The organism is Pseudomonas sp. WS 5051, assembly GCF_012985715.1.
Lineage (GTDB): Bacteria > Pseudomonadota > Gammaproteobacteria > Pseudomonadales > Pseudomonadaceae > Aquipseudomonas > Aquipseudomonas bubulae.
Window position 1 is genome coordinate 306,981 of sequence record NZ_JAAQWV010000005.1, and the last position, 25,602, is coordinate 332,582.

At 59.8% G+C, this 25,602-nt stretch carries 21 protein-coding genes; 10 read left to right on the forward strand and 11 right to left on the reverse strand.

All coding sequences use genetic code 11. The annotated features are described in order from the left end of the window. Positions 1-1,116: an outer membrane protein assembly factor BamC gene (gene bamC / locus HBN79_RS10745; protein WP_095002188.1), complete on the reverse strand. Its 1,116-nt coding sequence runs from the start codon at positions 1,114-1,116 to the stop codon at positions 1-3. A gap of 17 nt (positions 1,117-1,133) precedes the next feature. Beyond that, complete coding sequence (dapA, locus tag HBN79_RS10750) at positions 1,134-2,012, reverse strand: 4-hydroxy-tetrahydrodipicolinate synthase (protein ID WP_095002189.1); 879 nt, start codon at positions 2,010-2,012, stop codon at positions 1,134-1,136. 327 nt (positions 2,013-2,339) lie between these two features. Between dapA and HBN79_RS10755 the strand changes: the two genes are divergently transcribed. Next, positions 2,340-2,900 (forward strand): glycine cleavage system protein R, encoded by a 561-nt coding sequence (locus tag HBN79_RS10755; protein ID WP_016780071.1) that lies wholly within the window; start codon positions 2,340-2,342, stop codon positions 2,898-2,900. Between the two features lie 13 nt (positions 2,901-2,913). Further along, positions 2,914-3,387, forward strand: coding sequence for a peroxiredoxin (locus HBN79_RS10760; RefSeq protein WP_095002190.1), 474 nt, complete (start codon positions 2,914-2,916; stop codon positions 3,385-3,387). Between the two features lie 109 nt (positions 3,388-3,496). On the opposite strand, the gene queF is transcribed toward HBN79_RS10760, so the two are convergent. Together queF and HBN79_RS10770 are read right to left on the reverse strand one after the other, a co-directional pair. Beyond that, positions 3,497-4,327 carry an NADPH-dependent 7-cyano-7-deazaguanine reductase QueF gene (queF, locus tag HBN79_RS10765; RefSeq protein WP_095019361.1) on the reverse strand — a complete coding sequence of 277 codons (831 nt, stop codon included), beginning with the start codon at positions 4,325-4,327 and terminating at the stop codon, positions 3,497-3,499. Between the two features lie 81 nt (positions 4,328-4,408). Beyond that, positions 4,409-4,945, reverse strand: a complete 537-nt coding sequence (locus HBN79_RS10770; protein WP_095025142.1) for a cupredoxin family protein — start codon at positions 4,943-4,945, stop codon at positions 4,409-4,411. Positions 4,946-5,099: 154 nt separating this feature from the next. Between HBN79_RS10770 and HBN79_RS10775 the strand changes: the two genes are divergently transcribed. Both HBN79_RS10775 and HBN79_RS10780 read left to right on the forward strand, forming a co-directional pair. Beyond that, a complete protein-coding gene (locus tag HBN79_RS10775; protein ID WP_095002193.1) occupies positions 5,100-5,780 on the forward strand; it encodes a heavy metal response regulator transcription factor in 681 nt (226 codons plus the stop codon). Beyond that, positions 5,780-7,171 (forward strand): heavy metal sensor histidine kinase, encoded by a 1,392-nt coding sequence (locus tag HBN79_RS10780; protein WP_169916710.1) that lies wholly within the window; start codon positions 5,780-5,782, stop codon positions 7,169-7,171. Before HBN79_RS10775 ends, HBN79_RS10780 begins: the two co-directional genes overlap by 1 nt. Positions 7,172-7,259: 88 nt before the next feature. Here the strand turns inward: HBN79_RS10780 and HBN79_RS10785 are convergent, their stop codons facing one another. The 3 genes from HBN79_RS10785 to HBN79_RS10795 form a co-directional block, all read right to left on the reverse strand. After that, positions 7,260-8,504 carry a lipoprotein-releasing ABC transporter permease subunit gene (locus HBN79_RS10785; RefSeq protein ID WP_095002195.1) on the reverse strand — a complete coding sequence of 415 codons (1,245 nt, stop codon included), beginning with the start codon at positions 8,502-8,504 and terminating at the stop codon, positions 7,260-7,262. Between the two features lie 63 nt (positions 8,505-8,567). Continuing rightward, positions 8,568-9,251, reverse strand: a complete 684-nt coding sequence (gene lolD / locus HBN79_RS10790; protein WP_165446489.1) for a lipoprotein-releasing ABC transporter ATP-binding protein LolD — start codon at positions 9,249-9,251, stop codon at positions 8,568-8,570. Between the two features lie 7 nt (positions 9,252-9,258). Beyond that, positions 9,259-10,509 carry a lipoprotein-releasing ABC transporter permease subunit gene (locus tag HBN79_RS10795; protein WP_095002197.1) on the reverse strand — a complete coding sequence of 417 codons (1,251 nt, stop codon included), beginning with the start codon at positions 10,507-10,509 and terminating at the stop codon, positions 9,259-9,261. A gap of 94 nt (positions 10,510-10,603) precedes the next feature. On the opposite strand from HBN79_RS10795, the gene HBN79_RS10800 reads away from it, so the two are divergent. Both HBN79_RS10800 and HBN79_RS10805 read left to right on the forward strand, forming a co-directional pair. Beyond that, a complete protein-coding gene (locus tag HBN79_RS10800; protein ID WP_169916711.1) occupies positions 10,604-11,188 on the forward strand; it encodes a PilZ domain-containing protein in 585 nt (194 codons plus the stop codon). Positions 11,189-11,224: 36 nt separating this feature from the next. Continuing rightward, positions 11,225-11,947, forward strand: a complete 723-nt coding sequence (locus tag HBN79_RS10805; protein WP_095026088.1) for a glycerophosphodiester phosphodiesterase — start codon at positions 11,225-11,227, stop codon at positions 11,945-11,947. Positions 11,948-11,989: 42 nt separating this feature from the next. Here HBN79_RS10805 and sthA read toward each other — a convergent pair whose 3' ends face one another. Further along, complete coding sequence (gene sthA / locus HBN79_RS10810) at positions 11,990-13,384, reverse strand: Si-specific NAD(P)(+) transhydrogenase (protein ID WP_095002200.1); 1,395 nt, start codon at positions 13,382-13,384, stop codon at positions 11,990-11,992. A 258-nt stretch (positions 13,385-13,642) separates the two neighbouring features. On the opposite strand from sthA, the gene HBN79_RS10815 reads away from it, so the two are divergent. Together HBN79_RS10815 and HBN79_RS10820 are read left to right on the forward strand one after the other, a co-directional pair. Next, positions 13,643-14,206, forward strand: a complete 564-nt coding sequence (locus HBN79_RS10815) for a chalcone isomerase family protein (RefSeq protein ID WP_169916712.1) — start codon at positions 13,643-13,645, stop codon at positions 14,204-14,206. Positions 14,207-14,361: 155 nt separating this feature from the next. Continuing rightward, positions 14,362-15,660, forward strand: a complete 1,299-nt coding sequence (locus HBN79_RS10820) for an MFS transporter (protein ID WP_095002202.1) — start codon at positions 14,362-14,364, stop codon at positions 15,658-15,660. Positions 15,661-15,812: 152 nt separating this feature from the next. On the opposite strand, the gene HBN79_RS10825 is transcribed toward HBN79_RS10820, so the two are convergent. Next, complete coding sequence (locus HBN79_RS10825) at positions 15,813-17,276, reverse strand: glyceraldehyde-3-phosphate dehydrogenase (protein WP_083369829.1); 1,464 nt, start codon at positions 17,274-17,276, stop codon at positions 15,813-15,815. Positions 17,277-17,561: 285 nt separating this feature from the next. On the opposite strand from HBN79_RS10825, the gene mfd reads away from it, so the two are divergent. Both mfd and HBN79_RS10835 read left to right on the forward strand, forming a co-directional pair. Continuing rightward, the gene (gene mfd, locus HBN79_RS10830; RefSeq protein WP_169916713.1) at positions 17,562-21,011 is read left to right on the forward strand and encodes a transcription-repair coupling factor; all 3,450 of its coding nucleotides are present in this window, start codon (positions 17,562-17,564) and stop codon (positions 21,009-21,011) included. An 11-nt stretch (positions 21,012-21,022) separates the two neighbouring features. Continuing rightward, positions 21,023-23,725 (forward strand): DEAD/DEAH box helicase, encoded by a 2,703-nt coding sequence (locus tag HBN79_RS10835; RefSeq protein WP_169916714.1) that lies wholly within the window; start codon positions 21,023-21,025, stop codon positions 23,723-23,725. An 81-nt stretch (positions 23,726-23,806) separates the two neighbouring features. On the opposite strand, the gene HBN79_RS10840 is transcribed toward HBN79_RS10835, so the two are convergent. Both HBN79_RS10840 and nagZ read right to left on the reverse strand, forming a co-directional pair. Then, positions 23,807-24,544, reverse strand: a complete 738-nt coding sequence (locus tag HBN79_RS10840; RefSeq protein WP_095002206.1) for an S-methyl-5'-thioinosine phosphorylase — start codon at positions 24,542-24,544, stop codon at positions 23,807-23,809. Between the two features lie 13 nt (positions 24,545-24,557). After that, positions 24,558-25,556 (reverse strand): beta-N-acetylhexosaminidase, encoded by a 999-nt coding sequence (gene nagZ, locus HBN79_RS10845; RefSeq protein WP_169916728.1) that lies wholly within the window; start codon positions 25,554-25,556, stop codon positions 24,558-24,560. Between the last annotated feature and the right edge of the window lie 46 nt (positions 25,557-25,602).

Genomic DNA, 25,602 nt, shown 5'->3' on the forward strand with positions numbered 1-25,602 from the left:
TCAGCCCAGGTTGTCTTGGATAACGCCCAGCACCTTGCGCGCCACTTCTGGCGAGGCAACGGTGTTGATGTTTTCTTCGACGGTCACTTGCACGCTTTCACCCACCTTGCTCAGGCGAACCTGATAGCGCTGGGCACGGGCTTCAACTTCTTCCTTGTCCGGCTTGCTGCCAAAGAGACCGGAGAAGAAACCAGGTTTCTCGTCCTTCTTCTCGGCTTTTTCGGCGAGGTTGATGTAGTACAGGCCCAACGTGCGGTTGATGTCTTCAACGCGCCATTCGCCCTGTTCAAGTGCACGACCTACGCTGGACCAGGCACGGTCGAGGTCTTCGGTCAGGGTCAGCACCGGGTTGCCGCTGCCGTCTTCGTTCAGGCTCACACGTGCAGGGGTGTCGAAATCACGGGCAGCCAGCAGCGAAACCGAACCGCCCTTCTCGGCGTTGCGGCTCATGCTGATCAGCATTTCATCAACCAGGGCTGCATCCAGACCGGTGTTGACCGAGCGGTTGCCAAAGTCGACGTTGGCACTGCTACCGGCCGGGCGGTTGGCACTGACCACGTAGATTTCGCTGGTATTGCGCTGCACACCCGGCTCGATGCGTACCCGCAGGCGGGTTTCGCTGTCGGAGGCCAGGCCGCTGCTGCCCACATGACGGGCGATCGGAGCGGAAAGCTCGTCAGCACGCTGCCAGCTCGTGGTGAACTCGCCGGTTTGCGGGCGCTGTTCGTCGATGCGGAAGCCATTGTCCTGGAAGAACTGCATCGCTACCGGCCAGACTTCTGACGGCGAACGCTGCGCCATGACCCAGCGGCTGTCGCCACTTTTCTGCAGGCTGAAATCGCTGGCACTGGCGGCTACAGCCAACGGCTGTGGACGCGGTACTTCAAACTCGCCCTTGACGTTGTCGTCGGGCACATTGCTGGGGATCGGCAACAGCGGCACAAGGCGCTTGTCAGTCTGGACACCTGGCGGCAACTGCATTGGAGCGGTTTGACGCGCCTCCAGGTAGTCGCTGCCACGGTCGCGGAAGTAACCCTCTTGACCCCACAGCCAACCGCAGCCGCTGGTGCTGGAAATAATCACGGCTAGTGCGGAAAGTCCGGCCAATCGCTTCATGCGTAGTGCTTCCTCAATTAAACCAAGACACCGGACTGGCGCATTGCCTGACGCAGTGGTTCGTGGCAAGGCTCGCTGAGCCAGGTGAGTGGCAGACGGATACCGTCCGACATCATGCCCATCTCATGCAGCGCCCATTTCACGGGGATAGGGTTGGATTCGATAAACAGGGTTTTATTGAGCGGCATCAGCTTTTCGTGCAGCGCACGGGCAGTGTCGGCATCGCCACGCATCGCAGCAGCGCACAGGTCGCTCATGTCACGCGGAGCAACGTTGGCGGTTACCGAGATATTGCCCTTGCCGCCGAGCAGGATCAGCTCGACTGCGGTGGCGTCGTCGCCGGAGTACACCAGGAAGTCGCTGCTCACCCCTGCCAGAATGGCCGGTACGCGCGTCAGGTCGCCGGTGGCTTCCTTGATGCCGATGATGTTCGGCACGGTGGAAAGACGAATGACGGTAGCCGGCAGCATGTCGCAGGCGGTACGGCCCGGAACGTTGTACAGGATCTGCGGGATATCGACCGCTTCGGCGATCGCCTTGAAGTGCTGGTACAGGCCTTCCTGGGTCGGCTTGTTGTAATACGGTGTCACCAGCAGACATGCATCGGCGCCAGCGGCCTTTGCATTGGTGGTGAGTTCGATCGCTTCACGCGTCGAGTTGGCGCCCGTGCCGGCAATCACCGGAATGCGCCCTGCAACCTGCTTGACGACATGACGAATCACTTCAATGTGTTCGTTCACATCCAGAGTTGCCGATTCACCTGTAGTGCCAACGGCAACAATGGCGTTGGTGCCCTCTTGCAGGTGAAAGTCCACCAGTTTGCTCAGAGCGTCCCAATCAAGACGACCTTGTGCATCCATAGGTGTGACCAGTGCCACCATACTGCCCGCAATCATGCAACCGCTCCTGCCGGAAAAAGAGAGCCGTAATGGTACTGGCGCCATGACCCTTGCACAAGCAACAGCGCGCCCGATGAGCATTCCCCTTCGCGTTGCTTTTCGCTACCCTTCAGCCTTTGATTGGTACTGATGTGTGCGCAAGTCTGTTTCACAGGCCCTCAGCAAGCGCCAAAAGCCCCGCCCAAACGCCACCGAGCACGTTTTGCAGAGCCTGCAAACCGCCTGGAACGCAGTATTGACGGGCTTCTGACGCTCAAGTGTTACCTGATACTCAACTTGCCTCCCATCGACCGTACTGACCGCTCATCGTTTTAGGAAGGTTGAATGTCCACCCCCACAGTTCGCGAACAATTCCTTGTCATCAGTGCCCTTGGCGCCAACCCAATGGAGCTGACTAACGTGCTGTGCCGCGCCAGCCATGAAAATCGCTGCGCTGTCGTGACCTCGCGCCTGACTCGCCACGGCGAATGCAGTGCCCTGGTCCTGGAAGTTACCGGTAGCTGGGACGCCCTGGCACGCCTTGAAGCTGGCTTGCCTGCGCTGGCCAAAAAGCACGCGTTCAGCGTCAATGTAGTACGCAGTGCGGCCCTTGAAACCCGCCCGCAGGCGCTGCCGTACGTGGCCTATGTCAGCTCGGCCTACCGCTCGGACATCATCAACGAGCTGTGCCAGTTCTTCATGGACCACAACGTCGAGCTGGAAAACCTGACGTGCGATACCTATCAGGCGCCACAAACCGGCGGCACCATGCTCAACGCCACCTTCACCGTGACCTTGCCGGCCGGCGTGCAAATCAGCTGGCTGCGTGATCAGTTCCTCGACTTCGCCGACGCGCTGAACCTGGACGCACTGATCGAACCTTGGCGCCCACAGAACCCGATGTAAGGAAACCGACTCAATGGCTGTTGCAATTGACCAACCCGTAGACGATTTCCAGATCCCGGCGACGAGTGAAAAAACCGTCAGCCTGTCGCAGCTCAAGGGCAAGCAGGTAGTGATCTACTTCTATCCCAAGGACAGCACGCCGGGCTGCACCACTGAGGGCCAGGGTTTTCGCGACCATTACGCCGAGTTCCAGGCGGCCAATACCGAAGTGTTTGGTGTGTCCCGCGACAGCCTCAAGTCCCATGAGAACTTCAAGGCCAAGCAGGGTTTTCCGTTTGAGTTGCTGAGCGACAAGGACGAAGCCCTTTGCCAGCTGTTTGACGTGATCAAGCTGAAAAAGCTGTACGGCAAGGAGTACCTTGGCGTGGATCGCAGCACCTTCCTGATCGACAAGGACGGCGTGTTGCGTCACCAATGGCGCGGCGTGAAAGTGCCAGGCCATGTCGAGGCAGTGCTGGAGCAGGCCAAGGCGCTGAATAACGGCTAAGCAAAACTCTGTGGGAGCGGGCTTGCTCGCGATTCAGGCGACGCGGTTTGTCAGGCAAACCGCATAGACCTATCGCGAGCAAGCCCGCTCCCACATGAGTCACAGCGTATTACTGACGCACCAACCGCACATTCTGGAACTCGACCGCTTCGGTGCTGCGGTACGGGTTGATATCCAGCCCACCACGGCGCACATAGCGCGCATACACGGTCAACTTCTCGGGCTTGAGCAAACGCTGCAGGTCGAGAAAGATCCGCTCCACACACTGCTCATGAAAATCCGAATGCTGGCGAAAGCTCACCAGGTACGCCAGCAAACTGGCGTGATCCAGCGCCGCCCCACGGTACTCGACCACCACCGTGCCCCAGTCCGGCTGACTGGTGACCGGGCAGTTGGATTTGAGCAAGTGGCTGTAGACGCTTTCTTCAACCACCTGGGAATCGTCGCACTTGAGCAATTCAGGACGCGGCTGCGCGTAATCACTGACCGTGATATCCAGGTCATCAATGCACACACCCGGCAATACGGCTACGCCATCAGCCTGAACTTCATCCAGACTGCGTACGCGCACGCTGACAGGCTTGCCGGATGCGGCCGACAAATCTGCACGCAATGTAGCCTCAAGGCTCGGGGTATCGGCAAATACCGTCTGGTTCAGCGAGTTGAGATACAGCTTGAACGACTTGGACTCGACGATATTCGGCGAATCGGCGGCAAAGCAAAACTCGCCAATGGCCACCACCGGTTTGCCCGATGGCAACAACCAGGACAGCTCGAAGCAGGTCCAGAAATCCACGCCGACATAAGGCAGCGTTTCGGCGCTCAGCCCCAGCTCGGCCCATTTCGCCGCGCGCGGGATCGGGAACAGCAAGGACGGGGTATAAGTGCTGATGTATTCACTGGACTTGCCCAGCGGGGAATGTTCGGCGGCGGGATGCATGACAAAAACCTGGCTAGAAAAACCCGGTAATTCTATCGGGTTTAAGCCAGGCTTTCAGCGTTCACCGACAATCAGGACGTTTTAAGGCGCAACTTTCACCTTGCCGACCATGCCAGCCTGATAGTGACCCGGCACATTGCAGGCAAATTCCAGGTTGTCGGCGCGGGTGAAGGTCCAGGTCAACTCCTCAGTTTTACCCGGCTCGACCAGCACGCTGTTGGGGTCATCGTGTTTCATGCCAGGCATGCTCATGCCACCATGGCCCATTGCCGAGTGATCCATGCCGTCATGCCCCATACCGGTCGGGGTAAGCATGCCGCTTTGCTGCATTTCGAGCATTTCTTTCTGATGTGCCGCGTGCATCGCGGCATTGCCCAGGTTGAACTCGTGCAATAACTGCCCTTTGTTGACCAGGACAAAACGCACCGTTTCACCGGCTTTCACATCCAGCGACTTTGGGGTGAAGGCAATATCAGTCATGTCGATTTCAACCGTGCGCGTGGCGCTGGCGGCAGGTGCGGGCTGACCAAAATCAAAATGCCCGGCAGGCGATGCCATTACCGGCAGGCTCAAGGCCAAAAAACAGCCAGCAAGCGACAAACGGATACGTGCGGTCATACTTACTCCCAGAAACAAAATGTCAGGCTTGGCGCTACTTTAAAGTCTCGGCACTGGCATTCAACTGACTGCAAGATTACAACTTTGTCAGCTTGACCCTGCATAACCTGCACCAAGGTATAAGGCTGAGGTTAATTTTTATGATGAGTCGACCATGAAACTGCTGATAGTCGAAGACCAGGTCAAAACCGGACAGTACTTGCGCCAGGGCCTGAGCGAGGCCGGGTTCACCACCGAACTGGCGGCCGACGGTATTACCGGGCAACACCTGGCCCTGACCGGCGATTACTCGCTGCTGATTCTCGACGTCATGCTGCCCGGCCGTGATGGCTGGCAAATCCTGCAAGCGGTGCGTAGCGCCGGACTGAGCATGCCGGTGCTGTTTTTGACCGCACGGGATGCGGTCGCTGACCGCGTCCACGGCCTGGAGCTGGGGGCCGATGATTATCTGGTCAAGCCGTTCGCCTTTTCCGAGCTGCTGGCACGGGTTCGCAGCCTGTTGCGCCGCGGCAGCAACACTCCCCAGGAGACCAGCCTGCAACTGGCCGACCTGCGCCTGGATCTGATCCGCCGCCGTGTTGAGCGCAACGGCCAGCGCATCGACCTTACCGCCAAGGAATTCGCCCTGCTGGAGCTGCTGCTACGCCGTCAGGGAGAAGTGCTGCCCAAGTCCTTGATTGCTTCACAGGTATGGGACATGAACTTTGACAGCGACACCAACGTCATCGAAGTGGCGATTCGCCGCCTGCGCCTGAAAATCGACGACAACCATGAGCAGAAGCTGATCCACACCGTGCGCGGCATGGGTTATGTGCTTGAAGAGCGCAGCAGTTGATGCGCCGCCTGTCGTTGAGCAGCCGCCTGGCGCTGCTGTTTGCCGGTTGTACCGCCGTGGTATCGCTGTTTGCCGGGGTGCTGTTCGGGCGCGCCAGCGAGGTGCATTTTGTCGAGCTCGACCAGCAACTGATGGAAAGTCGCCTCGCCATACTACGCAGTACGCTGCAAGGGGCTGACACCCTTGAACGCTTCACCCTGCGCCTGCCCGCCCTGATGCAGGATCTGGCCCACCAGCCGGACCTGGCGATACGGGTGCGCGGCCCGGACGGGCATCTATGGTTTGACAGCTCACCGCGCCTGCCACTGGAGCTTGAGACCCGCCCGGGCTTGGGCAGCCTGCAAATAAACGGCACCGATTACCGTGTTCTGGTACCGCAGACCGACAGCCCCGATGCGCCGCATCTGACCCTGTTGCTGGATATCACCCACCACCAGCACTTCCTGCAGCGCATGCAGAGATTGATCTGGATGACTGTAGGCCTGTCGGCACTGGCCACGGCGATTCTCGGAGCGTGGGCAGCCCGCAGCGGCTTGCGCCCTCTGCGCCGCATGAGCGCGATCGCAGCCAGCGTTTCGGCCGACTCGCTTAACGCCCGCCTGCCCCAGGAACAAATGCCCGCTGAACTGGCAGAGCTGGCCACGGCTTTTAACGCCATGCTTGCGCGACTGGACGATTCATTCCAGCGATTGTCGGCATTCTCCGCCGACATCGCACATGAACTGCGTACGCCATTGTCCAACCTGCTGACCCACACCCAGGTCACCCTGACCCGCCCCCGGGGCATTGAAGAGTACCGCGAGGCACTGCATAGCAACCTTGAAGAGCTGCAATGGATGGCGCAACTGGTCAACGACATGCTCTATTTGGCCAAGGCCGATCACGGCTTGCTTACGCCTCGGCGCGAAGCCCTGGATCTGGGTCAGGAAGTGGAGGCATTACTGGAGTTTTATGCGCTGCTGGCCGAAGACTCGCACATTGAACTGACCCGCGAAGGCAATGCACTTCTTGCAGGCGACCGCAGCATGCTGCGCCGCGCCCTTTCCAACCTGCTGGATAACGCCTTGCGCTATACGCCGTCGGGTGGCGCGATCAAAGTGCTGATTGAGGCTTTGCCGGCCACTGCGCGCATCAGCATCGAGAACACGGGCACGGGAATCCCTGCAGAACTGCTGCCACGCCTGTTTGACCGGTTTTACCGGGCAGATTCGGCACGCCGTGAAGGCAGCAGTGAGCATGCGGGGCTGGGGCTGGCGATCACCCAGTCGATCATTCGTGCCCATGGCGGGCAGATCTGCTGTGAGTCGAAAGAGGGGGTAACGCGGTTTGTCGTGGAGCTGCCAGCAAAGCTGCCCTCACCCCAGCCCTCTCCCGGAGGGAGAGGGCGCTGATTTGTGGCACTGCGCAGAACTGCTTTTGCCTTTAGTCCCCTCTCCCTCCGGGAGAGGGTTAGGGTGAGGGGCTTTTGCTCTTCAACTATCAGGAATACCGCAACGCATGGGCCGGTTGAATCTTCGCTGCCCGATACGCCGGATACAGCGTAGCCAGAAAGCTCAGTACAAAGCCCGCACCGCAGATCAGCGCCACATCGCCGCCCTGCAGCTCGGATGGCAGGTTGCTGACAAAATACACGTCGGAACTGAAGATATGCTGCCCGGTCACCCGCTCCATCCAGCCCACCAGCTCACTGACATTCAACGCCGCAATCACCCCCAGCACGCCACCGATCAAGGTGCCGACAATACCGATCACCGTGCCCTGCACCATAAAGATGGCCATGATCTGCCGCGGCGTGGCACCAATGGTGCGCAAGATCGCGATGTCGGCGCCCTTGTCGTTCACCACCATGATCAGCGTGGCGATGATGTTGAACGCCGCCACGGCCACGATCATCAGCAACAACAGACCGATCATGGTTTTTTCCATTTTCATGGCGCTGAACAGGCTGCCCTGGGTGTGAGTCCAGTCGTCAGCCTTGTAACCATCCCCCAGGCCGGCCGCCACTTGCTGTGAAACCTGCGGTGCCGCGTACAGATCCTTGACCGCCAGGCGCACGCTTTGCACCTGGTTCGGCTCCCAGTGTTGAATGGCTGCAGCATCGGCCATATGGATCAGGCCCATGGTGCCATCCAGTTCAGCACCAACCTTGAAGATACCCACCACATTCAACCGCTGCAGGCGCGGAGTAATGCCACCAGGCGCGGTGCTGGCCTCGGGGACGATCAGGGTGATCTTGTCACCCACGCCCAGACGGAAGCGCCGCGCAACAATATCGCCCAGCACCACACCGTATTCGTCGGGTTTCAAGTCCTGGAGGCTGCCCTGCACGATGTGCTGGGTCACGATCGAGACCTTACCTTCCTGCTCCGGATCGATGCCGCTGATCTGGATCGGCTGCATCGAGCCTTTATAGGACAGCATGCCGTCCAGCTCGGTGAACGGCACGGCTGCCGTGACCTCGGGGTTTTTCATCGCCGCGTCAGCCACCGGGCGCCAGTCATCGATGGGCTTGACGCCCACGATGGTCGCGTGGGGCACCATGCCGAGGATGCGGTTACTCATTTCACGCTGGAAGCCGTTCATCACCGACAACACCACGATCATCGCCAGCACGCCGAGGGCGAGGCCGATCATCGAGGTCATGGAGATAAACGAAACAAAACGATTGCGGCGCTTGGCGCGGGTATAGCGCGTGCCGATAAAAATCGATAACGGTCTGAACATTCGCGGGCACCGTATAAAAATTGAAGACCTGACGCCCGCTTGCAGGCGTCAGATGCTGGCCAGTCAGATCGTGGTCAGGCGACCTTCCTGAAGGTGCAACACGCGATCCATCTGGCGGGCCAGGTTCATGTCGTGGGTTACCACCAGGAACGCAGTGCGCATTGACGTGCTGAGCTCCAGCATCAGGTCCTGAATGCCCTGGGCCGTGTGCGAGTCGAGGTTGCCGGTGGGCTCATCGAGCATCACCAGCCCCGGCTTGTTGACCAGCGCCCGGGCAATCGCCACACGCTGGCGCTCACCACCCGACAGCTCGGCCGGCTTGTGCTCCAGGCGATGACCCAGGCCCACCCGCGTCAGCAGGGCCGTGGCCCGTTCACGGGCTTCGGGGATCGCCGTCTTGCCGATCAGCAACGGCATGCAAACGTTTTCCAGCGCGGTGAACTCGGGCAACAAGTGGTGAAATTGATACACGAAACCCAGCGAGCGGTTGCGCAACAGGCCACGGGCCTTTTCGCCCAGGGCCGATAGCTCTTCACCCGCCAGCCAGACACTGCCACTGGTCGGGGTATCAAGCCCGCCGAGCAGGTTGAGCAAGGTACTTTTGCCCGAACCCGAAGTCCCGACGATCGCCACCCGCTCACCAGGGTGCAACTCAAGCTGCAGCCCCGACAGCACCACCACGGATTCCGGGCCTTCCTCGTAGGACTTGCCCAGGTCGCGGCAACTCAACACTGCTTGTTCTTTCATGCCCAACTCACTCATAACGAAGCGCCTGCGCAGGCTGGGTGCGCGCAGCACGCCAGGCCGGGTACAAGGTCGCGAGGAAACTCAGAACCAATGCCGCACCGCACACCATCAACACGTCCTGTGCCTGCAACTGCGAGGGCAGGTAGTCGATGAAATACACGTCGGCATTGAGAAACTTGTGCCCGATCAGGCCTTCAAGGGCCGAGATCGCAGCGCTGACATTGAGCGCAGCAAGCATCCCGACCACCGCGCCGATGGCCGTCCCGACCACACCGATAACGGTGCCCTGAACCATAAAGGTGGCCATGATGGTGCCCGGCGTCGCCCCCAGGGTACGCAGGATGGCGATGTCGCCTTTCTTGTCATTGACCACCATTACCAGCGTGGAAATGATGTTGAACGCGGCCACGGCCACAATCAGCAGCAACAGCAGGCCAATCATGGCTTTTTCCATGCGGATGGCCTGGTACAGGTTGCCGTGGGTACGGGTCCAGTCACGGGCGTAATACTGGCTCTCGCCCAGCTGCTGGGCGATTTCCCAGGCAGTGCGCGGCGCTTCGAACAGGTCATCGAACTTCAGCCGCAGGCCCTGTACCTGGTCAGGTTTCCAGCGCTGCAAACGCGCCAGGTCCTGCAGGTTGGTGATGCCCAGGTAGCCGTCGATCTCACCGGCACCGACATGAAAAATGCCCTGCACGGTAAAACGCTTCATGCGCGGGAACATGCCGGCCGGTGTCACCGTGACTTCCGGCGCAACGAAGGTCAGCTTGTCGCCGACGCTCACACCCAGCTTTTTCGCGGCCTTGTCGCCAATGATGATGCCGAAGCTGCCCGGGGTCAGCGAGTCGAGCTGGCCCTGCTGCATGAACCGGTCAATGATCGAGACATTGCGTTCCTGCGCCGGGTCAATGGCATTGAGCAGGACTTTCTGCACGTTGCCATCGTTGGTCAGCAAGCCCTGCATCTGGGTAAACGGCGCAACCGCCTCCACCTTCGGGTTCTGCTTGACCTTGGCCGCCAGGCTTTGCCAGTCACTGATCGGCTGGTCGCCGACGATGGTCGCGTGGGGCACCATGCCCAGCACGCGGGTGCGCATCTCATGATCGAAGCCGTTCATCACCGATAACACGACAATCATCACGACCACGCCAAGGGCGAGCCCGATCATCGAGGTCAGGGAAATAAACGACACAAAATGATTGCGACGCTTTGCACGGGTATAACGCGTGCCGATAAATAAAGAGAGAGGTCTGAACATGTCGGGGCTTGTTCGAGGGAAAAGAAGACGTCCTTGTGGCGGGGCCTGATAAGCAGCTTTACACTCAGACCACAGCCGCCATCATGGGTTCGCCATGTCGACATTAGATGAAGCAGATCGCCGCGAATACTACCGTATCGAGGATATGATCGCACTGGAAATAACCCCGCTGTCGGCCCTCGAAGCCGCGAGCAGTGAAGTGTTGCAGGATGAGTCACCGCTGTTCAATTTGCTTAGCGAATTGCACCTGAGCGAATTCGAGTCCCAGCACTTGCTGCGCCAGATCAGCGAACGCGACCGCACCCTTTCCAGCTACCTTAAAACCCTGAACAAACGTGTCGAACTGCTGAGCCAGATCGTTGCGCAAACGGTGCTGGGTCAGATCGGTGAGTTACAGCCGGTGCAGCTGTCCGAGGGCGGTATCGAATTTCAGCACCCGCACCCCTGCCTGCCTGACAGCCATCTTGCAATCAAGCTGGTATTGATGCCCCAGGCGCTGGGCTTGTTGTTACGCGCCCGCGTCATCGATTGCCAGGCACAGGATGCCGGTTACCGCGTCAATACCGAATTTGAATCCCTCACCGATACGCAACGCCAGTTGCTGGCGCGCTACATTTTGCAAGAACAGGCACAGGCGCGCCGCCTGGCCCGCGAACAACAAACATCCGCGCCCGAGTAAGCACCGGGCCGTGATCACTCTGTACAAGGAGCAAATGTGACCCTGATTTATGGCCATCGCGGCGCCAAAGGCGAAGCACCGGAAAACACCCTTGCCAGCTTTGAGCAATGCCTCAAGCATGGCGTACGGCGCTGTGAGCTCGACCTGCACCTGTCGAAGGACGGTGAGCTGATGGTCATCCACGACCCGACCCTCAAGCGCACCACGGACCGGCGCGGCAAGGTTATCGAGCACACGGCTGCCGACCTGGTGACCTATGACGCGCGCAAGGGTGGCCCGGGCTGGATGCAGCCGTGCCCGATCCCGCGCCTTGAGGAGCTGTTTGAAAAGTGCAACTTCGAGCACTGGCAGCTGGAGGTCAAGAGCGCCTCGCGCACCCGCGCAGCAACCACCGTGCTGGCAATCCGCGAAATGGCGGTACGTCACGGGCTGATGGACAAGGTCACGGTCACGTCAAGCTCGCGTGAGGTGCTCAAGGCTGCGCTGGAGTTGACGCCAGACCTGTCCCGCGGCCTGGTGGCCGAATACGCCTGGCTCGACCCGATCAAGGTCGCCCAGAGTTATGGCTGCGAGATGCTGGCATTGAACTGGACACTGTGCACGCCTGAACGCCTGGAGAAGGCCCAGCGTCAGGGTTTGCATGTGTCGGTATGGACAGTCAACGAACCTGCGCTGATGCGCAGGCTCGCCGACTTCGGCGTAGATAGCCTGATTACAGACTTTCCCGGTTTGGCCACTGCCACCCTCGGGAATAGCTGAAATCGGTCTCCCCGGCCGGCTCAGGCCACCGGCCGGAGCCGCTCAAAAAAGCCGGTTGAGGCCATCGTAGGCCGCTACCCGATAGGCTTCGGCCATGGTCGGGTAGTTGAACGTGGTGTTGACGAAGTATTTCAGGGTATTGAGCTCGCCCGGCTGGTTCATGATCGCCTGGCCGATGTGCACGATCTCTGATGCCTGATAACCGAAGCAGTGAACGCCCAGCACTTCCAGGGTTTCACGGTGGAACAGGATTTTCAGCATGCCCTGGGGCTCGCCGGCAATCTGTGCACGCGCCATGCTCTTGAAAAACGCCTTGCCCACTTCGTACGGCACCTTGGCCTGGGTCAGCTCCTGCTCGTTCTTGCCGATCGAGCTGATCTCCGGAATGGTGTAGATGCCGGTCGGCACGTCATTGACGAAGCGCCAGCTGCCGTTATCAACGATGCTGCCCGCTGCCGAACGCCCCTGGTCGTGGGCGGCACTGGCCAGGCTTGGCCAGCCGATTACATCACCTGCGGCAAAAATGTTCGGCACGGTGGTGCGGTAGTTTTCATCAACCGTGATCTGGCCACGGCCATTGGCCTTGATGCCGATGTTTTCCAGACCCAGCAGATCGGTGTTGCCGGTACGGCCATTGCACCAGAGCAAGGCGTCGGCCTTGATCTTCTTGCCGGACTTGAGATGCAGGATCACGCCGTTTTCGACGCCTTCTACCCGCTCGTACTCTTCGTTGTGGCGTACGGTGATGTTGTTGTTGCTGAAGTGGTAGCTCAGCGCTTGCGAGATCTCGGAATCGAGGAAGCTCAACAGTTGCTCGCGGTTATCCACCAGCTCAATCAACACCCCCAGACCACTGAAGATCGACGCGTATTCGCAGCCGATCACGCCTGCTCCGTAAACAATCAGCTTACGCGGGGTGTGGCCCAGACTGAGGATGGTGTCGCTATCGTAGATACGCGAGTGAGTGAAATCGATATCAGCCGGGCGATACGGGCGCGAGCCGGTGGCGATAATGATTTGCTTGGCCATCAGGGTTTCGACAACGCCGTTGGTGCACACCACTTCGATGGTTTGCTCGTCGGTGAAGCTGCCGGTGCCGAAGAACAGGTCGACGCGATTACGTGCGTAGTAACCGGTGCGCGAAGCCACTTGCTTGGAAATAACCTTCTCGGCACTTTTCAGTACGTCCGGGAACGAGAACCAGCGCGGCTCACCAATGGCCCGAAACATCGGATTGGTGTTGAACTGCATGATCTGGCGAACCGAGTGACGCAAGGCTTTGGACGGGATCGTGCCCAAGTGCGTGCAGTTGCCGCCAACCTGACGCCGGCTATCCACCATTGCCACCTTGCGCCCTGCTTTTGCGGCGTTCATTGCCGCACCTTCTCCTGCCGGGCCGGAACCCAGTACCACTACGTCGTAGTTGTAGACAGCCATGCGTACTCCTCAGAACAGGCCGTGGCACCGCTTTGGGCACCTACGGCTAAATCATGTCGCGGCCAGCGCCATGAAGGATCAAAACGTGGGGCACAGTCTATAGAAGCCTGAACGCCGCGAACATTAACCCTTGGTCTGGTCGTTGGCTATTTTTGTGTTCACTACATCTCATCGCGCGCGAGAGCCTGCCTAGCAGCTGCCGCACACTTAGCAAAACTGGCATAACCTCTAACAACCCATCGATCAGAGCCATCCACCATGCGCCAGTTGTTGATCGTATTGTTGCTGCTTTACTCCACCACCAGCCTGGCCGATGAGTCCGCTCGGCTAAAAGAAGCCAACTTTCCCGCCCAACGGCGCGATGGCACGCAACTCATGGAACGCAAAGGCCAGATCGTGCTGACCTACCTCTGGGCCGATATCTATGCCGCAGCCCTTTTCACCCAGCCAGGCATCCAACCGCAACAGGCCTTTGACGAACAGCGCGAGCTGCGCCTTGAGCTGTTCTATCTGCGCGATCTGGAGCACAGCGATATCACCCGGGCCTCGGCCACCATCCTCAAGCGTCAGCAACCGGCAGCCACCCTGGCTCGCCTCGACGCCCCGCTAAAACAACTTCAGACCAGTTTTGGCGATATCAAACGCGGCGATCGCTACGCCCTGGACTACAACCCGCAACGCGGGCTGAAGCTGGAGCGCAATGGTCAGGTCATTTTCACCAGCCAGAATCATCAACTGGCCAAAATCTACCTGGGCATCTGGCTCGCACCCGAAGGTCTGCCCGACCCACTGCGCCTGAGCCTGCTTGCGCAAAGGCCCTAGCCCGGCTGTGTAGCGCCAACAAATGTTGCCTACACACTTTGTTACACATATGGTTACAAAACTGTTTTGCGCAATGGCGCAGGTCATTGCCTGGCAGTGTGGACGAGTAAAAACACGGATAACGCATAAAAACAGATAAGAGCGGGTGATTTCTGATGGCCTCCAGTACGGGCAAAGGCAAGGCGATTTTTCGCGTTGTCAGCGGTAACTTCCTAGAGATGTTCGACTTTATGGTCTTTGGCTTTTACGCCACGGCCATTGCCAAAACCTTCTTCCCAACCGATAGCGCTTTTGCCTCACTGATGCTCGCCCTGGCCACCTTCGGTGCCGGTTTTCTCGCGCGCCCGCTGGGTGCGATTTTTCTCGGTGCCTATATTGACCGCCACGGCCGTCGCAAGGGCCTGATCATTACCCTGGCCCTGATGGCCATGGGTACCGTACTCATCGCCTGCGTGCCGGGCTACGCCACCCTGGGTGTTGCCGCACCCCTGCTGGTGTTGCTCGGGCGCTTGCTGCAAGGTTTTTCGGCAGGCGTGGAACTGGGCGGGGTGTCGGTGTACCTGGCAGAAATCGCCACACCGGGCCGCAAGGGTTTCTTCGTCAGCTGGCAGTCGGCTAGCCAGCAGGCTGCCGTGGTGTTCGCAGGGTTGCTGGGGGTTGGTCTCAACCATTGGCTAAGCCCTGAAGAAATGGGTGAATGGGGCTGGCGGATTCCGTTTCTGCTGGGTTGCATGATCGTGCCGGTGATCTTTGTGATCCGCCGCTCGATGGAAGAAACTCCTGAGTTCGAAGCCCGCAAACATCACCCTACCCTGCGTGAAATCCTTCGCTCAGTCGGTCAGAACTTTGGCTTGGTGCTGGGTGGCATGGCCCTGGTGGTGATGACTACCGTGTCGTTCTATCTGATCACTGCCTATACCCCGACCTTCGGCAAGGCCGAGCTGCATCTGTCGGACTTCGATGCCTTGCTGGTCACAGTGTGCATTGGCCTGTCGAACTTTTTCTGGCTGCCGGTCATGGGCTCGCTGTCGGACAAGATCGGGCGTAAACCGCTGCTGCTGGGTGCGACCATCCTGGCGATCCTGACCGCCTACCCGGCGTTGTCCTGGCTGGTGGCCAACCCGAGCTTCAGTCATCTGCTGATTGTCGAACTGTGGCTGTCGTTCCTGTATGGCTCGTACAACGGCGCGATGGTGGTTGCCCTGACCGAAATCATGCCAGTTGAAGTGCGCACCACCGGTTTCTCCCTGGCCTACAGCCTGGCGACCGCCACTTTTGGTGGCTTTACTCCGGCGGCTTGCACTTACCTGATTCATGCCCTGGACAACAAGGCCGCCCCCGGTCTGTGGCTGACCGGGGCGGCGATACTGGGCCTGATTGCGACCGTGGTGTTGTTCCGTGGCAATCAGCATCAGTTGCGTACGGCGCAATCGGCGGTGGCGGGTAATGCCTGACCCCTGTGGGAGCGGGCTTGCCCGCGATGCCAGCAACGCGGTCTGACTGAACAACCGCGCCGATCCCATCGCGAGCAAGCCCGCTCCCACAGGTTTCCCGCACAAACAAAAACGCCCCGACAAGTCGGGGCGTATTCAGTTGCGGCGGTTGCTTAGCGCGGGAACGCTGGCGGGTTGACCCCGGCCATGTCTTCCATCACGCGTACTACCTGGCAGCTGTAACCGAATTCGTTGTCGTACCACACGTACAGCACAACGCGGTTGTCATTGCAGATCGTCGCTTCAGCATCCACCACACCGGCGTGACGCGAACCCACGAAGTCAGTGGACACCACTTCCTGGGAGCTGACGAAGTCGATTTGCTTGTGCAGATCGGAGTGCAGCGCCATGTGACGCAGGTACTCGTTCATTTCTTCACGGGTAGCCGGCTTCTCAAGGTTCAGGTTGAGGATGGCCATCGACACGTTCGGCGTCGGCACACGGATCGCGTTACCGGTCAGCTTGCCGGCCAGCTCAGGCAATGCCTTGGCAGCAGCGGTAGCAGCACCGGTCTCGGTGATAACCATGTTCAGCGCGGCGCTACGACCACGGCGGTCGCCCTTGTGGAAGTTGTCGATCAGGTTCTGGTCGTTGGTGTACGAGTGAACCGTTTCAACGTGACCATTGACGATGCCGAACTTGTCGTTGACAGCCTTGAGCACCGGCACGATGGCGTTGGTGGTGCAGGATGCCGCCGAAACGATCTTGTCGTCTGCGGTGATTTCGCCGTGGTTGATGCCGTGAACAATGTTCTTCAGCTTGCCCTTGCCCGGAGCGGTCAGGACCACGCGATCGATACCAGGGCACTGCAAGTGCTGGCCCAGGCCATCGGCATCACGCCATACACCGGTGTTGTCCACCAGCAGGGCGTTCTGGATACCGTACTGGGTGTAGTCCACTTCGGTAGGGTTTTTCGCGTAGATAACCTGAATCAGGTTGCCGTTGGCGGTGATGGTGTTGTTGGCTTCATCGACCACGATGGTGCCATCGAACGGGCCATGCACCGAGTCACGACGCAGCAGGCTGGCACGCTTGACCAGATCGTTGTCGGCGCCTTTGCGCACAACGATGGCACGCAGACGCAGACCGTCGCCACCACCGGTTTTTTCAATCAGGATGCGCGCCAGCAGACGGCCGATACGACCGAAGCCGTACAGCACAACGTCAGTACCTTTACGTGCAGAAGCGTTTTGCTGACCCACAACATCGGCCAGTTCTTCGCGCACAAACTGCTCAGCCGTGCGGCCATTGCCTTCGGCCTTGAACTTCACGGCCAGCTTGCCCAGGTCTACCGAAGCAGCGCCGAGCTTGAGCTCGCTCATTGCCTTGAGCAACGGGAAAGTTTCGTGCACGGACAATTCGATATCATCGGACTGACGATGGCGAGCAAAGCGGTGAGCCTTGAGAATCGCAATGACTGAACGGTTGATCAGGCTGCGGCCATAGATCGAGCTAACCACATTGTTATTGCGGTAAAGCTGACCGATAAGCGGAATCATCGCTTCTGCGAGTGCTTCACGGTCGATCCATTCACCAAGACACTGGTCGGGCTTCTGAGTCACGGGAACCTTCCACATGTAGGGGCTGAAAAAAGGGGCTACATTATGCCGCTGCGCCCATGCAGGGGCAATGCACGCCTGTCATACGCCGTTACTGAAACGATTAAGCATCAACAAATATAGGCGAAAAATTTTATAACAACTGCCATTTCATCAGTCTGCTGCCCTTGCACAGCCCCTTTGGCACCCCCATGTCAGTGTTATGCGCTGATTTGCGCCGCTGTTAAAGGCTGCAACTGACAGCCAGCCCCTTGGCCCGTTACAATCGCCAACTTTGTCGCAACGCTTGGAGCTCAACCTTCCGTGCCCGTCCTGCGTCTACCGAAACTCCCTGCCACGGCAGGTAAACAGCACTGGAGCAATCTGCCCGGTGCCGCCCTGAGCCTCGCGATTGCCGAGGCTGCCAGCGCCGCCAGGCGCTTCACCCTGCTCCTGACCGCTGACAGCCAAAGCGCCGAGCGTCTTGAGCAGGAACTGAGATTCTTTGCCCCTGACTTGCCGGTGCTGCATTTTCCCGACTGGGAAACCCTACCTTACGATCTGTTCTCGCCGCACCAGGACATCATCTCCCAGCGTATCGCCAGCCTGTACCGGCTGCCGGAACTGAGTCATGGTGTTTTGGTAGTGCCGGTGACCACCGCCCTACATCGCCTGGCCCCGACCAAGTTCCTGCTCGGCAGCAGCCTGGTGCTGGACATCGGCCAGAAGCTGGATGTGGAGCAAATGCGTACCCGGCTTGAGGCCAGTGGCTATCGCTGCGTCGATACGGTGTATGAGCATGGCGAGTTCGCCGTGCGCGGCGCGTTGATCGACCTGTTCCCGATGGGCAGCAAACTGCCTTACCGGATCGACCTGTTCGACGACGAAATCGAGACCCTGCGCACCTTCGACCCCGAGACCCAGCGCTCGATCGACAAGGTTGAGTCGGTGCGCCTGCTGCCGGCACGTGAGTTCCCGCTGCAAAAAGACGCGGTGACCCGGTTCAAGGCGCGCTTTCGCGAGCGTTTTGATGTCGACTTCCGTCGCTGCCCGATCTTTCAGGACTTGAGCAGCGGCATCACCCCTGCGGGTATCGAGTACTACCTGCCGCTGTTTTTCGATGAAACCTCGACCCTGTTCGACTATTTGCCGGCTGACACGCAAGTGTTCTCGCTGCCAGGCATCGAGCAGGCCGCCGAGAATTTCTGGTCTGACGTACGCAACCGCTACGAAGAGCGCCGTATCGATCCGTCGCGGCCACTGTTACCGCCTGCCGAGCTGTTCCTGCCGGTTGAAGACTGCTTCGCCCGCCTGAAAAACTGGCCGCGGGTGGTCGCCAGCCAGGATGACATCGACACCGGCAGCAGCCGTGAACGCTTCCCGGCGCAACCGCTGCCCAACCTGGCCATCGAAGCCAAGGCCAACCAGCCATTGGCGGCTTTGTCCGGTTTCCTTGAGCAGTTTGATGGCCGCGTGCTGTTTACCGCCGAATCGGCCGGGCGCCGCGAAGTGCTGCTCGAACTGCTGGAACGCTTGAAGCTGCGACCCAAAACAGTCGACAGCTGGCCGGACTTCGTCGCCAGCAAGCACCGCCTGGCGATTACTATCGCCCCGCTGGATGAAGGCCTGCTGCTGGAGGATCCGGCGCTGGCGCTGATCGCCGAAAGCCCATTGTTCGGCCAGCGCGTGATGCAGCGCCGGCGCCGGGAAAAACGCGCCGATGCCAACAACGATGCGGTGATCAAGAACCTCACCGAGTTGCGCGAAGGCGCACCCGTTGTGCATATCGACCACGGCGTAGGTCGCTATCAGGGCCTGGCCACACTTGAAGTCGATAATCAGGTGGCCGAGTTCCTGACCCTGGAATACGCCGAAGGCGCCAAGCTCTATGTGCCGGTGGCCAACCTGCACCTGATCGCCCGCTATACCGGCAGCGATGATGAACTGGCGCCGCTGCACCGCCTGGGCTCGGAAACCTGGCAAAAGGCCAAGCGCAAGGCCGCCGAACAAGTGCGGGACGTGGCCGCCGAACTGCTCGACATCTACGCCCGCCGAGCAGCCCGCGAAGGCTATGCATTTGCCGATCCGAAAGCGGATTACGCAACCTTCAGTGCCGGCTTCCCGTTTGAAGAAACCCCGGACCAGCAAACCACCATCGAAGCCGTACGCGCCGACATGCTGTCGCCCAAGCCCATGGATCGTCTGGTGTGTGGCGACGTGGGCTTCGGCAAGACCGAAGTGGCCATGCGCGCGGCCTTTATTGCTGTGCATGGCGGCCGTCAGGTGGCCATTTTGGTACCCACCACCCTGCTCGCCCAGCAGCACTACAACAGCTTCCGCGACCGTTTTGCCGACTGGCCGGTAACGGTCGAGGTGATGAGCCGCTTCAAGTCGGCCAAAGAGATCAACCAGGCAGTCGCCGACCTGGCCGAAGGCAAGATCGATATCGTCATCGGCACCCACAAGCTGCTGCAGGACGATGTCAAAATCAAAAACCTGGGCCTGGTGATCATCGACGAAGAACACCGCTTCGGCGTGCGCCAGAAAGAACAGCTCAAGGCCTTGCGCAGTGAAGTCGACATCCTGACCCTCACCGCCACGCCGATCCCGCGTACGCTGAACATGGCCGTGTCAGGCATGCGCGACCTGTCGATCATCGCCACGCCGCCGGCGCGCCGGCTGTCGGTGCGCACCTTCGTCATGGAACAGAACAAAAGCACCGTCAAAGAGGCGTTGCTGCGTGAGTTGCTGCGCGGCGGGCAGGTCTACTACCTGCACAACGACGTTAAAACCATCGAGAAATGTGCGGCCGAACTGGCCGAGCTGGTGCCTGAAGCACGGATCGGCATTGGTCACGGGCAAATGCGCGAACGCGAACTCGAACAGGTGATGAGTGACTTCTATCACAAGCGCTTCAACGTGCTGATCGCCTCGACCATCATCGAGACCGGGATCGACGTGCCGAGCGCCAACACCATCATCATCGAGCGCGCCGACAAGTTCGGCCTGGCACAGTTGCACCAGTTGCGCGGCCGCGTCGGACGCAGTCACCACCAGGCCTATGCCTACCTGCTGACGCCACCGCGCCAGCAGATTACCGGGGACGCGCAAAAACGCCTGGAAGCCATCGCCAACACCCAGGACCTGGGTGCCGGCTTTGTCCTGGCCACCAACGACCTTGAAATCCGTGGCGCGGGCGAGTTACTGGGGGATGGTCAAAGCGGCCAGATTCAGGCGGTTGGTTTTACCCTGTACATGGAAATGCTCGAACGTGCGGTCAAGTCGATCCGCAAGGGCGAGCAACCCAACCTCGACCAGCCGCTGGGTGGCGGCCCGGAAATCAACCTGCGGGTACCTGCGCTGATTCCCGAGTCGTATCTGCCGGATGTGCATGCGCGACTGATCCTCTACAAGCGTATTGCCTCGGCAACCGATGAAGAGGGCCTCAAGGACTTGCAGGTCGAGATGATCGACCGCTTCGGCCTGCCCCCCGAGCCGACCAAGAACCTGGTACGCATCACCCTGCTCAAATTGCAGGCCGAGCAACTAGGCATCAAAAAAGTCGACGCCGGCCCGCAGGGCGGACGCATCGAGTTTGCCGCCGACACCCCGGTTGACCCGATGGTGCTGATCAAATTGATCCAGGGCCAACCCAACCGCTACAAATTCGAAGGCGCGACCCTGTTCAAATTCATGGTACCCATGGAGCGCCCGGAAGAACGCTTCAATACCATTGAAGCGCTGTTCGAGCGCCTGACGCCGAAGTCTTCCTGAATGAAAAACCCATGCCCCTGAACCCCACCGACCGACTGACCCAGCCGCTGGCACCAAGCTGGGTCAGTCGCTTCAAGGAACAAAGCCTTGAGCGTGGCCGCCGCTACGCCAAGGAAAATCGGGTCAGGATCGACCAGATCGGCGACAAGCTGATTACTGCCAGCTGTCAGGGCTCTGGCGAAAACATCTACCGACAGACCATTCAGTTGCGTGAGTCGGCCAAAAGCACCTTGCTGCTGGTCAGCGCCCACTGTACCTGCCCGGTGCGGGTTAATTGCAAGCACACCGCAGCCGTCTTACTGAAGATTGAAGAAACCTTGAACTACCCCGCCGCTGCTCAGGATGCCGAGCTTCTGGAAAAACTCCAGGCCGTACTCGACTCACGTCGCCCCAACAATCTGCCAGAACAGCTGGTCGAGGACGTCCAGCCAGTACCGCGACTATGGCTGGCCAGTGCCGAATTCAGCGCTTTCGAGCCGCGCAACGGCAAAATGCAGCGCTATATCCAGCACCGCGCCGCCCTGTCGTTCAACTACCTGGACCAGTACGTGAGCGGGCAAAAAAACGCTGACATTCTGCTGCGCCAGGAACAGCAAACCCTGCGCATCAAGCGCAAGCCCGAGGTCGAAAACCTTTACCGCGAGCAACTGCGCAGCCTGGGCTTTAAAATTGCCACGCGCCAGAGCAAGGCACTACCGGAAAGCGCCGGCGAGCTGTTTGAGCTGGTCAATGACAGTGCCTGGCTGAATTTCACCCTCAACCAGTTGCAAGGCCTGGCCGAAAAGGGCTGGGAGTTGCAGATCGATGAAGGTTTCGGCTTTGACCTGACCCCGGTAGAAGACTGGTATGCCACTGTCGACGAAGCCCCGGAGCGCGACTGGTTTGACCTGGAGCTGGGGATTATCGTCAACGGCCAGCACCTGAGCCTGCTGCCGATACTGCTCAACCTGATGCGCTCCCACAGCGACATCCTCAACCCGGAAAAACTCGCCCGGCGCAGGGACGACGAACTGATCCTGGTGAATATTCCGGCCAACCCTGCCAGCGGCCATGGTCCGCTGCAGGTTGCGCTGCCGTACGGGCGGCTGAAACCGGTACTGGCCACTCTGGACGAGTTTTATCTGGGCGAGCCGGACGCCACTTCTCTGCGGATCAAAAGTGCTGACGCACCGCGGCTCAACGCCCTGGATGCACTCCCCCTGCGCTGGGAAGGTGGCGAGCAGATTCGCGGCTTCGCCCAGCGCCTGCGAGATATCAAGAACTTCAGCGTCGAAGCCCCCGAAGGGCTCAATGCCAACCTGCGCCCCTATCAGCTCGAAGGCCTGAGCTGGATGCAGTCATTGCGTCAGCTGGAAGTGGGCGGCGTGCTGGCCGATGACATGGGCCTGGGCAAAACCCTGCAGACCCTGGCGCATATCTTGTGCGAAAAAAATGCCGGCCGCCTTGATCGCCCAGCCATGATTGTGATGCCCACCAGCCTGATCCCCAACTGGCTCGACGAAGCGGCGCACTTTACGCCGCAGCTCAAGGTGCTGGCGCTGTATGGTGCCACGCGCAAAAAATATTTCGCGCACCTCAACGACTACGACGTGATCCTGACCACCTACGCCTTGCTGCCCAAGGACATCGAGCATCTGGCAAAACTGCCGCTGCACCTGCTGGTGCTGGACGAAGCACAGTACATCAAGAACCCCGGCAGCAAGGCCACCCAGGCCGCCTGCGAGCTGGTTGCCCGCCAGCGCCTGTGCCTGAGTGGTACCCCGCTGGAGAACCACCTGGGTGAGCTGTGGTCACTGTTCCACTTCCTGCTGCCCGGCTGGCTGGGCGACGTCAAGACTTTCAATCGCGACTACCGGGTGCCCATTGAACGCCAGGGCAGCAACGAGCGCCTGCAGCATCTCAATGCGCGGATCAAACCGTTCTTGCTGCGCCGCACCAAGGAGCAGGTCGCTACCGAACTGCCGCCCAAGACCGAAATCATCCACTGGGTGGACCTCAACGAAGCCCAACGCGACGTATACGAAGCCATGCGCCTGGCGATGGACAAAAAAGTCCGCGACGAAATCACCCGCAAGGGCGTGGGACGCAGCCAGATAATTATCCTCGAAGCGCTGCTCAAACTGCGCCAGGTATGTTGCGACCTGCGCTTGGTCAGCGACACCCCGCCGAAAAAAGGCAGCACCTCGGGCAAGCTCGACAGCCTGATGCTGATGCTCGAAGAGCTGTTTGCCGAAGGCCGACGCATCCTGCTGTTTTCCCAGTTCACTTCGATGCTGGGGCTGATCGAGGCCGAGCTGAAAAAGCGCAAGGTGCCCTACGCCATCCTCACCGGGCAAACCCGGGACCGACGTACACCGGTCAAGGACTTCCAGAGCGGCAAGCTGCAGATTTTTCTGATTAGCCTCAAGGCGGGTGGTGTAGGCCTGAACCTTACCGAGGCCGACACGGTGATTCACTACGACCCTTGGTGGAACCCGGCGGCAGAAAACCAGGCCACTGACCGCGCCTATCGTATAGGCCAGGAAAAACCGGTGTTTGTGTACAAAATGATTGCCCGCGGCACTGTGGAAGAAAAAATCCAGCATTTGCAGCAGGAAAAGTCAGATTTGGCGGCAGGCGTACTGGACGGACGCGTCGCTGGGGACTGGAAACTGCAGGATGACGACATCGACGCATTGTTTGCGCCGTTGCCGCCTAAAACTGAAAAGCGCTGAAAATTGACGCAACTTGCGGCTTGATTCTGTAGCAGCTGCCGAGCTCCGCGAGGCTGCGTTCGGCGGCTGCTACGGACTTGATTAGCCCGCCAGCACCCGCGCCAACGTCGCTTTTACCTTGCCCATACCCTCATGCAGCGCCTGCTCGATTTCGGCCATGGTGATAATCGCTGTCGACTTGCCCGCTGCCGGGTTGACCACCAGCGCCAGGCACGCGTAATCCAGTTCCAGCTCGCGGGCCAGTGCCGCTTCCGGCATGCCGGTCATGCCCACGATGTCGCAACCGTCACGTTCAAGACGGGCGATTTCTGCCACTGTCTCAAGACGCGGGCCCTGAGTAGCGGCATAAACACCATGACTGCTGTAGGAGCAGCCCTCGGCCGCCAATGCGCCAATCAATTGCTCGCGCAACGATTCGGTGTAGGGATAGCTGAAGTCGATATGGGTCACCTGCTCCAGATCACCGGCAAAAAAAGTATGCTCGCGGCCACTGGTGTAGTCGATCAACTGATGAGGCACACAAAAATGCCCGGTGCCCATCGCCATATGAATCCCGCCCACGGCATTTACCGCGAGAATCGCTTCGGCCCCGGCCTGCTTCAGCGCCCACAGGTTGGCGCGGTAGTTGACCTGATGCGGAGGCACCCGGTGCGGATGGCCGTGACGGGCCAGGAACAACACTTCGCGGCCGCCAAACTCACCGATCTGGATATCTGCCGAGGTCGGCCCGTAGGGCGTGTCCAGCGCCAGCGCGCGGCTGATGGTCAGCCCTTCCAGCTGGGTAAGGCCCGTACCGCCGATAATTGCGTAAACCGTCATTGAGGCAGATCCCTTAATCAATTAATTGAGCATCTTTGAGTGCGCCCATCGCCACCAGCCAGCGCGGGCTCTGGCGATAATCGGTACTGGCCCAGGCCTGGCCACGCATGCGCGCAATCCGTGGCGATGGCGTAACTTTCAAGCGCTGCGCAGCACTGAGTGCCAGCTCTGCCGCGGCGCGGTCGTTGCATACCAGGCCCATGTCGCAACCGGCCGACAAGGCGGCCTCGATACGACTGGCGGCATCACCCACCACATGAGCACCAGCCATCGACAGGTCGTCACTGAAAATAACACCATCAAATTGCAGTTCACCGCGCAGGATGTCCTGCAGCCAGCGCCGGGAAAAACCTGCGGGTTGGCTGTCGACTTGCGGATAGATCACATGGGCCGGCATGACCGCCGCCAGTTGCTTGCTCAAACGGGCAAACGGCACCAGGTCATGGGCACGGATCTGCTCCAGGCTGCGCTCATCCGTAGGGATGGCTACATGAGAGTCAGCTTCAGCCCACCCGTGCCCCGGAAAGTGCTTACCGGTGGCAGCCATGCCCGCGTCGTTCATCCCGCGAATGAATGCCCCGGCCAATACAGCGGCGCGCTCGGGGTCACCCTCGAACGAGCGGCTGCCGACCACAGCACTGCGCTGATAGTCCAGGTCCAGAACCGGGGCAAAGCTCAAGTCCAGCCCCACCGCCAGCACTTCAGTGGCCATGATCCAGCCACATTGCTCGGCCAGGTACTCGGCATTGGGGTTGTCGGCAATGGCGCGCATGGCAGGCAGGCGCACAAAGCCCTGACGCAGGCGCTGCACGCGGCCGCCTTCCTGATCGACCGCCAGCAGCAGGTCCGGTCGTATGGCCCGAATAGAAGCACTCAACTCACGCACCTGGCGCGGGTGCTCGATATTGCGTGCAAATATGATCAATCCGCCCACTTCAGGCTGGCGCAGCAATTGCCGGTCTTCAGCCGTCAGCCAGGTACCGGCGACGTCCACCATCAAGGAGCCTTGCAAGGCAGAACTCATGGGAAATCCTTTAGAAAGAGAGAGCGCTTGTTAA

Coding starts and splice junctions, on each gene's coding strand:
- bamC (WP_095002188.1), bottom strand. CDS start 1,116: ATGAAGCGATTGGCCGGACTTTCCGCACTAGCCGTGATTATTTCCAGC.
- dapA (WP_095002189.1), bottom strand. CDS start 2,012: ATGATTGCGGGCAGTATGGTGGCACTGGTCACACCTATGGATGCACAA.
- HBN79_RS10755 (WP_016780071.1), top strand. CDS start 2,340: ATGTCCACCCCCACAGTTCGCGAACAATTCCTTGTCATCAGTGCCCTT.
- HBN79_RS10760 (WP_095002190.1), top strand. CDS start 2,914: ATGGCTGTTGCAATTGACCAACCCGTAGACGATTTCCAGATCCCGGCG.
- queF (WP_095019361.1), bottom strand. CDS start 4,327: ATGCATCCCGCCGCCGAACATTCCCCGCTGGGCAAGTCCAGTGAATAC.
- HBN79_RS10770 (WP_095025142.1), bottom strand. CDS start 4,945: ATGACCGCACGTATCCGTTTGTCGCTTGCTGGCTGTTTTTTGGCCTTG.
- HBN79_RS10775 (WP_095002193.1), top strand. CDS start 5,100: ATGAAACTGCTGATAGTCGAAGACCAGGTCAAAACCGGACAGTACTTG.
- HBN79_RS10780 (WP_169916710.1), top strand. CDS start 5,780: ATGCGCCGCCTGTCGTTGAGCAGCCGCCTGGCGCTGCTGTTTGCCGGT.
- HBN79_RS10785 (WP_095002195.1), bottom strand. CDS start 8,504: ATGTTCAGACCGTTATCGATTTTTATCGGCACGCGCTATACCCGCGCC.
- lolD (WP_165446489.1), bottom strand. CDS start 9,251: ATGAAAGAACAAGCAGTGTTGAGTTGCCGCGACCTGGGCAAGTCCTAC.
- HBN79_RS10795 (WP_095002197.1), bottom strand. CDS start 10,509: ATGTTCAGACCTCTCTCTTTATTTATCGGCACGCGTTATACCCGTGCA.
- HBN79_RS10800 (WP_169916711.1), top strand. CDS start 10,604: ATGTCGACATTAGATGAAGCAGATCGCCGCGAATACTACCGTATCGAG.
- sthA (WP_095002200.1), bottom strand. CDS start 13,384: ATGGCTGTCTACAACTACGACGTAGTGGTACTGGGTTCCGGCCCGGCA.
- HBN79_RS10815 (WP_169916712.1), top strand. CDS start 13,643: ATGCGCCAGTTGTTGATCGTATTGTTGCTGCTTTACTCCACCACCAGC.
- HBN79_RS10820 (WP_095002202.1), top strand. CDS start 14,362: ATGGCCTCCAGTACGGGCAAAGGCAAGGCGATTTTTCGCGTTGTCAGC.
- HBN79_RS10825 (WP_083369829.1), bottom strand. CDS start 17,276: ATGTGGAAGGTTCCCGTGACTCAGAAGCCCGACCAGTGTCTTGGTGAA.
- HBN79_RS10835 (WP_169916714.1), top strand. CDS start 21,023: ATGCCCCTGAACCCCACCGACCGACTGACCCAGCCGCTGGCACCAAGC.
- HBN79_RS10840 (WP_095002206.1), bottom strand. CDS start 24,544: ATGACGGTTTACGCAATTATCGGCGGTACGGGCCTTACCCAGCTGGAA.